The organism is Enterobacter sp. CM29 (genome assembly GCF_013179605.1).
GTDB classification, from domain to species: domain Bacteria; phylum Pseudomonadota; class Gammaproteobacteria; order Enterobacterales; family Enterobacteriaceae; genus Enterobacter; species Enterobacter intestinihominis.
The window spans coordinates 1-9,807 of record NZ_JABMCU010000173.1; the positions used below are offsets into that span (position 1 = coordinate 1).

The 9,807-nt window shown below is 59.3% G+C and carries 8 protein-coding genes; 3 read left to right on the forward strand and 5 right to left on the reverse strand.

Translation table 11 applies throughout. The features are described from left to right. Window positions 1-103: 103 nt before the first annotated feature. The 3 genes from HP459_RS17975 to HP459_RS17985 form a co-directional block, all read right to left on the reverse strand. Window positions 104-919 (reverse strand): Cof-type HAD-IIB family hydrolase, encoded by an 816-nt coding sequence (locus HP459_RS17975; protein WP_032624595.1) that lies wholly within the window; start codon window positions 917-919, stop codon window positions 104-106. A 166-nt stretch (window positions 920-1,085) separates the two neighbouring features. Continuing rightward, a complete protein-coding gene (locus tag HP459_RS17980) occupies window positions 1,086-3,518 on the reverse strand; it encodes a formate C-acetyltransferase/glycerol dehydratase family glycyl radical enzyme (RefSeq protein ID WP_023299663.1) in 2,433 nt (810 codons plus the stop codon). Between the two features lie 4 nt (window positions 3,519-3,522). Continuing rightward, window positions 3,523-4,422 carry a glycyl-radical enzyme activating protein gene (locus HP459_RS17985; RefSeq protein WP_032624593.1) on the reverse strand — a complete coding sequence of 300 codons (900 nt, stop codon included), beginning with the start codon at window positions 4,420-4,422 and terminating at the stop codon, window positions 3,523-3,525. A 127-nt stretch (window positions 4,423-4,549) separates the two neighbouring features. Here HP459_RS17985 and fsa point away from each other — a divergent pair, with 127 nt between their 5' ends. Further along, window positions 4,550-5,212: a fructose-6-phosphate aldolase gene (gene fsa / locus HP459_RS17990; RefSeq protein ID WP_048966437.1), complete on the forward strand. Its 663-nt coding sequence runs from the start codon at window positions 4,550-4,552 to the stop codon at window positions 5,210-5,212. 98 nt (window positions 5,213-5,310) lie between these two features. Here the strand turns inward: fsa and moeB are convergent, their stop codons facing one another. Continuing rightward, the gene (gene moeB, locus HP459_RS17995; protein ID WP_045308528.1) at window positions 5,311-6,063 is read right to left on the reverse strand and encodes a molybdopterin-synthase adenylyltransferase MoeB; all 753 of its coding nucleotides are present in this window, start codon (window positions 6,061-6,063) and stop codon (window positions 5,311-5,313) included. Window position 6,064: 1 nt separating this feature from the next. Next, complete coding sequence (moeA, locus tag HP459_RS18000; RefSeq protein WP_171936581.1) at window positions 6,065-7,297, reverse strand: molybdopterin molybdotransferase MoeA; 1,233 nt, start codon at window positions 7,295-7,297, stop codon at window positions 6,065-6,067. A 189-nt stretch (window positions 7,298-7,486) separates the two neighbouring features. Here moeA and iaaA point away from each other — a divergent pair, with 189 nt between their 5' ends. Together iaaA and HP459_RS18010 are read left to right on the forward strand one after the other, a co-directional pair. Beyond that, a complete protein-coding gene (gene iaaA / locus HP459_RS18005) occupies window positions 7,487-8,425 on the forward strand; it encodes a beta-aspartyl-peptidase (protein ID WP_171936582.1) in 939 nt (312 codons plus the stop codon). A gap of 11 nt (window positions 8,426-8,436) precedes the next feature. Continuing rightward, on the forward strand, window positions 8,437-9,807 hold a 1,371-nt coding region (locus tag HP459_RS18010), incomplete at its 3' end, for an ATP-binding cassette domain-containing protein (protein ID WP_171936583.1).

Sequence of the window (9,807 nt, forward strand, 5' to 3'; positions counted from 1 at the left end):
ACTTTAAGTTAAAAATAAGTTAATGCAAGTTTAAAACCTTGACGGGCGCCACAGGATGGAAAAAGAGTGAGGGGGCCGGAGTGAGGCTCCGGCAGGTAGGGGATCAGACGTCGAACGGGGAGTGGGCGTCGAGCACGGCCTGAATCACATTCAGCGCGCCCTGATGGTTGTTATCGTCGGTAGTGTAACGGCTGACCGCTTGAATGCTTTCCGCCGCATTGCCCATCGCAAATGAATATTTCACCAGCTTCAGCATTTCCGCATCGTTGCCGCTGTCGCCAATGCCCACGCACGCCTGCGGGGAGACTTTCCAGCGTTTCAGCAGACGACTGATGCCGTTGGCTTTGTGCAGGCCCGGGATAATCAAATCGACAAAACCGAAGCCGCTGGTAACCGGCTTCATGATGCCGTCCAGGGAGACATGCAGTTTATCGACCAGATTCGGGATATCGCTGTCCGGCAGGTTCAGGGAGAATTTAAACAGCACGTCGTCAATGTCGCGGTAATCGCTGATGGGTTTTAAGCGATGGTAGTGTTTCGACATCAGCTTCACGAACGCTTCTGGAGCCTTATCGCTGACGTACGCGCTCTCCAGCCCGCAGGCCACAAAGTTCAGCCCTTTGTCTTTCAGCAACTCGCCAATGACGATCTGCGACTCATGACGCGTTAGCTCACCGTGGAAAATCTGTTCGCCGTGGTCGAACACCAGCGCGCCGTTTTCCGCGACGAAGGAGATCTGATCTTTCAGCTCCGGGAAAAAGGAGATGAGCTGGTAATACTGGTTGCCGCTGGCGACAACAAATTCGATGTTACGGGCTTTAAGCTGCTCAAACTGTGCCTGGAAGCGGTCACGATCGTACTGCTTGGCATCATCAAGGAAAGTTCCGTCCATATCGGTGACGATAACTTTTACGGTCATACTGTGCTCCTGGGTCACTGCGTTTTGAAACATTCTAATAACAAGGTGACGGGGAGCACAAATTTAATTTCGAATGAAAGTCAGAAAGCCGGGTGGCGGCTTCGCCTTACCCGGCCTACGGGGAGAGTATATAGGCCCGGTAAGCGCAGCGCCACCGGGCGTTTTTTTACAGTGTATGCTCGGTACGGGCAATAATATCGTCCTGCGCATCCGGTGACAGGGCGGTGAAGAACGCCGAGTAACCCGCGACGCGCACCACCAGGTCACGATACTGATCAGGGTGTTTCTTCGCTTCCAGCAGCGTTTCGCGCGAGACAATGTTGTACTGAATATGCCAGCCTTTATGCACCTCGAAGAAGGTGCGCAGCAGCACCATCAGCTTCTGGCGATCGCTGTCGTTTTCCAGCGTCGACGGATTCAGCTTCTGGTTAAGCAGCACGCCGCCGAGGATCGCTTCCGTCGGCAGTTTACCCACGGAGCCAATCACCGCCGTCGGGCCGAGGTGGTCGGTACCGGAGGCCGGGCTTGCCCCTTCCGCCAGCGGGGTGTGCGCTTTACGTCCGTCCGGCGTCGCCATGGTTGCTGCGCCAAACGGCACGTTTGCGGAGATAGACGACGTGCCCGCGTAGTAGTTACCCCCAATCGGGCCACGGCCGTAGCGTGGGTTGTGATACTGCTTCAGCTCTTCAATGTAGGTTTCGTAGGCACGGGTCAGCAGCAGGTCCACGCTGTCGTCGTCGTTGCCGTACTTCGGCGCGCCGTTGATCAGGCGCTGGCGCAGCTGCTCGTGGGTCAGCCCCTCGAAGTCATCCGCCAGCGCCGCCGCCAGCTGTTGCTGACCGATAACGCCCTGGTCAAACACCAGCTTCTTCACCGCGGCCAGGCTGTTACCGAGGTTGGCGATCCCCACCTGAAGGCCGGAAACCCAGTCATACTTCGCGCCGCCCTGCTTTATGCTTTTCGCGCGTTCGATGCAGTCATCCACCAGCGCCGAGCAGAGAATATCGTGGACGTTCTCTTCCAGCATGGTGTCCACCACGTACTCGATCTCAATGGATTTGCGGGTGTAGTAGCGGATCTGGTTATCCCACGCCGCCATCACTTCGTCGAAATTGCCGAAATTACCGGCCGAAAGCGCTTTTTCCTGCGGCAGGAATACCTGGCCGCTGGTGGCATCGCGACCGCCTTCCAGCGCTGCCAGCATCACGCGAGCGAAGTTGATAAAGCTCATGCCGGTGCAGCGATAGCCCCACTTTCCGCCGACGGCGGTTTCGATGCAGCCAATCGCCGCATAGTCATACGCGTCCTCTCGTTCCACGCCGAGCTTGATAAATTCCGGGATGACGATTTCATCGTTGTTAAACGCCGGCATCCCGAAGCCGCAGCGGATCACCTGCACGCAGGCGTCGAGGAAGTCGTTGCTCATCCCCGCGTGGTAACGCACGCTCAGGTTTGGCTGGGTGGAGCGCAGACGGCCGCAGGATTCCAGAATTGCGTAGGAGAGCGGGTTGACCGCGTCCATTGGCTCGCCGTTGACCAGCTTCTGGCCGCCGATGGTGACGTTCTGATACAGCGGGCTGCCCGCAGAGGCTTTGGAGTGCGAGCCGGAGCGGATTTTGTTCACCTCCAGCAGCTTCAGCCAGCAGCTGTGCAGTAGCTCGATGGCGTGCTCGCGATCCAGGCTCTGGTCCAGCTCCACGTCGCGGCGATAGTACGGGTAAAGGTACTGGTCCATACGGGCAAAGGAGACGGAGTGACCGTTGGACTCAATTTGCAGGATCAGCTGAATGAAGTAGCACAGCTGTAGCGCCTGCCAGAAGGTTTTTGGCGGCTGGTGGGCGATGATGTCGCAGTTTTCCGCCATCGCCAGCAGCTCGTCGCGGCGGCTGTCGCGGGTTTCGCTGGCGGCCATCTCACGAGCCAGATCGGCGAAGCGCCTGATGTGCAGGCTTACGGCTTCCAGCACGATATCAATGGCTTTCAGGAACTGATCGCCGTGCAGATCGTCCAGTACCGTCAGGTTGATGCGCGAGCGGCGCTCGGCTACTTTCGCGCGCAGGCCGTCGAGCCCTTTCTCCAGCACCAGCGGGAAATTCACCGCCAGGTGTGCGTCACCGGAGGTCATGTTGCCTTCCGCTTTGATGATGCCGGTTTCCAGCAGGCCCTTCTGCTCGTCGGTAAACATACCGTAGCAGCGATCCTGTACCGTCTGGCCGCGCCACCACGGGCAGATTTCATGCAGAACGCGTTTATTCTCTTCGCTCACCGCAAAGCCTGCACCTGGACGGTCCGCCAGATCGTCAATCTCTTTCTCAATCCAGGAGACGGTATATTCCGGGAAGATCGGCGCGGCACGCACTTCGCTGGCCTGGTTACCGATAATCAGCTCGTCGTGCTTGATCCAGATGGTACGTTTTGCCAGGTGGTGGGCAAGGGCCAGCGCGCGACGTACCGGGATCGGCTTGTCCAGATGCTGCTGATACATTTCGGTATAGTGCTGCGCGCGTTCGGTACAGACCGGCGGCTTAACGATATGCACCAGAGCCGTTTTGTGCGCCTTGATGCGCTCGCTGAGGGTGTTGAGATTCAGGGTGGTCATAAGTTTATCCTCGTAAGGTCGCGGTTAACCCTTTCTGGCAGGCATACTGCTGTGCGAAGTCCAGCAGGGCAGGGTTATCCAGCGGTTTGTCAGGGGCAGAGTAGGGTTGGCCGAGCAGGGTGTATTTGTTCATGCCCAGCGTGTGATACGGCAGAAAATGAATATCATCGACGCCGAGTTCATCGGCGGCGAAGTTGGTAATGGCGGTAACCGACGCTTCATCGGCGTTAAAGCCCTGGATCAGCGGCACGCGGATGGTGATCTTCTTCCCGACGGTAGCCAGGCGCCTCAGGTTGTCCAGGATCCGCTTAGCAGAGCCATCGGTCCACTGCTTGAACACCTCGCCATCGACATGTTTCAGGTCCGCCAGGAACAGATCGACATACGGCAGTGAAGGCTCGATATAATGCCAGGGCACGTGAAGGCAAGTTTCAACCGCGGTATGAATGCCTTGTTCATGGCTGGCTTTAAACAGGGCGTGCGCCAGGTCAGGATTCATAAACGGCTCGCCGCCGGAAAGGGTGATCCCGCCGCCGCTGCGGTCGTAGAAGGGCTTGTCGCGCAGCACGGTGGCCATAATCTCCTCCACCTGCTTCTCTTCACCGCAGACGGTAAGCGCCTGTGTCGGGCAGCAGTCGGTGAGGGCAGTGAGCGTTTTTTCACTTAATTTTTCACGATGGATGATCAACCCGTTCAGGGCGCGTTCAACACACCCTGGCGCGGCCTGCTGACACAGGTCACAGCCGTCCAGACACAGACGGGCGTCAAACAGGACGTCCCGCGTGCGGGAGCGGCTTTCCGGGTTCTGGCACCAGCGACAGCCCAGCGAGCAGCCTTTCAGGAACACCACGGTTCGAATACCGGGGCCGTCGTGGGTGGAGTAACGCTGTATGTTGAAGATCATTTTTTTGCCCTCTGATTACATATGAAGATTAAATTACTTTCGAATGAAAGTTATCTTGATATGGGTCAATTCATGAGCAGGTTTTCTCGTGATAGGGTAAATGCAGGCTAATTTTGAGGGTGACATCATGGAACTTTATCTCGACACATCTGACGTTGCGGCAGTCAAAAAGCTGGCGCGTATCTTCCCGCTGGCGGGCGTGACCACTAACCCAAGCATTGTGGCGGCGGGTAAAACCCCCCTGGAAGAGTTGCTGCCCGCGCTGCACGACGCGCTGGGCGGCAGGGGCCGGCTGTTCGCCCAGGTGATGGCGAAGACCGCCGAGGGGATGGTGGAAGACGCACGTAAGCTGCGCGCGATAATCAATGACCTGGTGGTGAAAGTGCCCGTGACCGCTGAAGGGCTGGCGGCGATCAAAATGCTGAAAGCAGAAGGGATCCCGACGCTGGGTACCGCGGTATACGGCGCAGCGCAGGGGATGCTCTCCGCGCTGGCGGGTGCTGAGTATGTGGCCCCTTACGTGAACCGCGTGGACGCGCAGGGCGGGGACGGGATCCAGACCGTGATTGAACTGCAACAATTGCTGACGCTGCACGCACCGCAGTCAAAAGTGCTCGCCGCGAGCTTTAAAACGCCGCGCCAGGCGCTGGACTGCCTGCTGGCAGGGTGCGAGTCCATCACGCTGCCGCTGGACGTGGCGCAGCAGTTTATTACCTCTCCGGCAGTAGATGCGGCAATTGTGAAGTTTGAGCAGGACTGGCAGGGGGCGTTTGGGCGGACGTCTATTTGATGCTGTTGCCGGGTGGCGCTAGCGCTTACCCGGCCTACGATTTTCTCCCTCTCCCTGTGGGAGAGGGCCGGGGTGAGGGCATCAGGCCGCAGCAGGGTTTAACCTCCGCACACCTCACACCCCGGATTACGCATCAGCTTCATTTCGCGGAACTGGCAGGTCATCGCGTCATATATCACGATTTTGCCCGCTGCGGGCGTGCCGTAATGCGCCAGCACCTTAATCGCCTCCATCGCCTGCAAGGAACCAATCACCCCAACCAGCGGCGCCATCACGCCCGCCTCGACGCAGGTCAGCGCATTCTCGCCAAACAGACGGCTCAGGCAGCGGTAGCAGGGCTCTCCCTCAGCGTAGGTGAAAACGCTGATTTGCCCCTCCATGCGGATGGCCGCGCCGGAAATTAGCGGCGTTTTATGGGCAAAGCAGCCCGCATTGAGCTGGTTGCGAACGGCGACGTTATCGGTGCAGTCCAGCACCAGGTCATGCCGTGCAATCTGCGCAAACAGCGCGTCGTCATCCAGCATCGCGTCAATCAGGGTGAACTGAACGTTGGGGTTAATTCGCGCCAGCGCCGTGCGCGCAGATTCCACTTTCGGCTGACCAACCGTCGCGTCGCTGTGTAGCGTCTGGCGTTGCAGGTTCGACACCGACACGGTATCGAAATCCAGCAGCGTCATGCGGCCGACGCCCGCCGCAGCCAGGTATTGCGCCGCCGCGCAGCCCAGCCCGCCAAGGCCGACAACCAGCACGCTGGCCGCCTTGAGCGCTTCCTGACCCTCGAAATCAAACCCGCGCAGCACGATCTGGCGGTTGTAGCGCATCATCTCCGGGTCGCTCAGTTCCACCGTCATGTCAGCCTCCGAACAGGTGGTTAAAGCGTTCCACTTCAACCCATTCGCCCGCCTCAACGTGGCCGCGATCGCGCTCCAGCACGATAAAGCAGTTACCCTGGCTGAAGGAGCTAAAGATGTGCGAACCCTGATGCCCGGTGGTGCTCACCTCCAGCTCGCCATCGGCGTTGCGCGCCAGAATGCCGCGCTGGAAATCGAGACGGCCCGGAGATTTTTTGAGGCGCGTTGCCGTCCGCACGCGCACACGTTCCGGCAGCGGGTCGGCATTGTTGCCTGAAAGCTTCGCCAGCAGCGGGATCACCAGCTGGTAGAAGGTCAGCGCGGCAGAGACCGGGTTACCCGGCAGGCCACAGAACCAGCTGTACGGAAGTTTGCCAAACGCGAACGGTTTGCCCGGTTTAATCGCCAGCTTCCAGAAGGCGATTTCACCCAGCTCTTCAAGCAGGGTTTTGGTGTAATCCGCTTCGCCAACCGAAACGCCGCCGGAGCTGATCACCACGTCGGCAGAGGCGTCCGCGTCGATAAACGCCGTGCGCAGTTTCTCCGGATCGTCAGGAATGATGCCGAGGTTAATCACCTCGCAGCCCAGTTGCTCAAGCATCAGGTGCACCGCCAGACGGTTGGTGTCGTAAATCTGCCCCTCGTTCAGCGGCTGACCCGGAAGCTGTAGCTCGTCTCCCGTTGAGAACACCGCCACGCGTACCTTGCGGACAACGTCAATCTCCGCGATGCCAAGCGATGCCAGCACCGGCAGTTCGGCGACCGTCAGTTTTTGCCCGGCGGCAAAGACCGTTGCGCCGAGGGTAATGTCTTCCCCGATGTGGCGGATATTCTGTCCCGCTTTGACGCTGGCGGTAAAACGCACGCCGTCGTCCGTTAGTTCGGTCTCTTCCTGCATCACCACGGCTTCACAGCCCTTTGGCACCGGCGCGCCGGTCATAATGCGCACGCAGGTGTCCGCTGGCCACTCACCGTTGAACGGCTGCCCGGCAAAGGCTTTACCTGCCACCGGCAGCGGCTGACCCGTTTGCAAATCCGCCAGACGTACGGCATAGCCGTCCATCGCCGCGTTATCGAACCCCGGCACGTTCAGCGGCGAGACGATATCGCGCGCGGCAATACGGCCAAAACAGCGCACAAGCGGCAGCGTCTCAACGTCGTGCAGGGGAGTAATACGATCAAGCATCTGCGAGAGTGCCGTCTCAAGCGGCATCAGTCCGGCGGTAAAATCCATGGTGGGCTCCTGCGGAGTAACAACGAAAGCGCTCATTATGGCAGAAAAGTGCGGCTAACTGTATGACCCGATGGGTGTAAGCTTTACATCACAGTTGCGTCTTTCTATATTCAAAAATCATCTGAAGATTCGTCGACGATAATGATATTTATAGAAAAAGCAGCCAGCCAGGCTGATGGGTGATGCGAAATGAGTAAAGCGGTTATCGCAATTCATGGCGGTGCCGGGGCAATCACCCGTGCACAGCTCAGTCCCGAGCAGGAGAAGCGTTATATTGATGCGCTGAACGCCATTGTGGAAACAGGCCAGCGGATGCTGGAAGCGGGCGACAGCGCGCTGGACGTGGTGACCGAAGCAGTACGTATGCTGGAGGAGTGCCCGCTGTTTAATGCCGGTATTGGCTCGGTCTTTACGCGCGATGAAACGCATGAACTGGATGCCTGCGTGATGGACGGTATCACCCTGAAAGCGGGGGCGGTGGCGGGCGTCAGCCGACTGCGCAATCCCGTGCTGGCCGCGCGTCTGGTGATGGATCAAAGCCCGCATGTGCTGCTGGCCGGGGCGGGGGCGGAGAAATTTGCCGTCGAGCACGGGATGGATACGGTCTCGCCCGATCTTTTTTCCACCGAGGAGCGTTACCGGCAGTTGCTGGAGGCCCGTACAGCGGGGATGACGCAGCTGGACCATGCCGCGCCGCTCGATGAACGCAGCAAAATGGGCACGGTAGGCGCGGTGGCGCTGGATAAAGCCGGTAACCTCGCCGCCGCGACGTCGACAGGCGGTATGACCAACAAGCTTCCCGGACGCGTCGGCGACAGTCCGCTGCCGGGGGCCGGGTGTTACGCCAATAACGCCACGGCGGCTGTGTCATGCACCGGAACCGGCGAAGTGTTTATCCGCGCGCTGGCGGCCTACGACATTACCGCGCTAATGGATTACGGCGGATTAAGCCTGAGTGAGGCCTGCGAGCGGGTGGTAATGGAGAAACTGCCAGCCCTGGGCGGAGAAGGTGGCTTAATCGCGGTGGATCGGGAGGGCAACGTGGCGCTGCCGTTCAACAGTGAAGGGATGTACCGGGCGTGGGGGTATGCCGGCGATGCGCCCAGCACAGGCATTTATCGTGAATAAGGGGGCATTGCGTGCCGCACCGTGAAGAGCTGGACAACTGCGAAGTGCTCGCTGTCCACCAACTGAATATTGCGTTTCAGGAAGAGCGGCAGTTCATCCCCGCAGTACAGAATTTATCGTTTTCACTCAGGCGCGGCGAGACGCTGGCGATTGTTGGCGAATCAGGTTCCGGTAAATCCGTTACCGCGCTGGCGCTGATGCGTCTGCTTGAGCAGACGGGCGGGCAGGTCACCAGCGAGCGGATGCTGTTGCGCCGTCGCAACCGTCAGGTTATCGATCTCAACGAGCTGAGCGCGTCCCGGATGCAGGGGGTGCGCGGGGCGGATATTGCGATGATTTTTCAGGAGCCGATGACCTCCCTGAACCCGGTCTTCCCGGTGGGCGAGCAGATTGCCGAATCTATCCGCCTGCATCAGGGATTGAGCGGTGATGAGGCGCTCAACGAAGCTAAACGGATGCTGGAGCTGGTACGTATCCCTGAGGCGCACGCGATTTTGTCCCGCTATCCGCATCAGCTTTCCGGTGGCATGCGCCAGCGGGTGATGATTGCGATGGCGCTGTCGTGCCGTCCGGCGGTGCTCATTGCGGACGAACCCACCACGGCGCTGGATGTCACCATTCAGGCCCAGATCCTGCAACTGATTAAGGTGTTGCAGCAGGAGATGGAGATGGGGGTGATATTCATCACCCACGATATGGGGGTGGTGGCGGATATTGCCGATCGGGTGCTGGTTATGCATCAGGGCAATGCTGTGGAAACCGGCACGGTGGAGCAGGTCTTTCATGCGCCGGTGCATCCTTATACCAAAGCGCTACTGGCGGCGGTCCCGCGTCTGGGGGCCATGAATGGCAGTGATTTTCCGCGCCGTTTTCCGCTGTTCTCACAGACCGAACAGGGCCAGCAGGAAGACGAAACCGAGCAGGATACGGTGGTTCCCGGCAGGCCAATCCTCGAAGTGCGTGACCTGGTGACCCGTTTCCCGCTGCGTAGCGGGATCCTCAATCGCGTGAAGCGCGAAGTGCATGCGGTTGAAAACGTCAGTTTTGATCTCTGGCCGGGCGAAACGCTGGCGCTGGTGGGGGAGTCCGGCTGCGGTAAATCCACCACCGGGCGGGCGCTGCTCAGGCTGGTGGCGTCGCAGGAGGGGAGCATCACCTTCAACGGTGAGCGCATCGACACGCTCCCTAACAGTAAATTGCAGGCGGTACGCCGGGATATTCAGTTTATTTTTCAGGATCCTTATGCGTCGCTCGATCCGCGCCATACGGTGGGGTACTCGATTATGGAGCCGCTGCGGGTGCACAACCTGCTCGACGGTGAAGCCGCGCAGCGCCGCGTCGCGTGGCTGCTGGAGCGCGTGGGCCTGAAACCGGAGCATGCC

What these genes read in the sequence shown, in the direction of transcription:
- HP459_RS17975 (WP_032624595.1), bottom strand. Translation starts at nt 919, where the DNA reads ATGACCGTAAAAGTTATCGTCACCGATATGGACGGAACTTTCCTTGAT.
- HP459_RS17980 (WP_023299663.1), bottom strand. Translation starts at nt 3,518, where the DNA reads ATGACCACCCTGAATCTCAACACCCTCAGCGAGCGCATCAAGGCGCAC.
- HP459_RS17985 (WP_032624593.1), bottom strand. Translation starts at nt 4,422, where the DNA reads ATGATCTTCAACATACAGCGTTACTCCACCCACGACGGCCCCGGTATT.
- fsa (WP_048966437.1), top strand. Translation starts at nt 4,550, where the DNA reads ATGGAACTTTATCTCGACACATCTGACGTTGCGGCAGTCAAAAAGCTG.
- moeB (WP_045308528.1), bottom strand. Translation starts at nt 6,063, where the DNA reads ATGACGGTGGAACTGAGCGACCCGGAGATGATGCGCTACAACCGCCAG.
- moeA (WP_171936581.1), bottom strand. Translation starts at nt 7,297, where the DNA reads ATGGATTTTACCGCCGGACTGATGCCGCTTGAGACGGCACTCTCGCAG.
- iaaA (WP_171936582.1), top strand. Translation starts at nt 7,487, where the DNA reads ATGAGTAAAGCGGTTATCGCAATTCATGGCGGTGCCGGGGCAATCACC.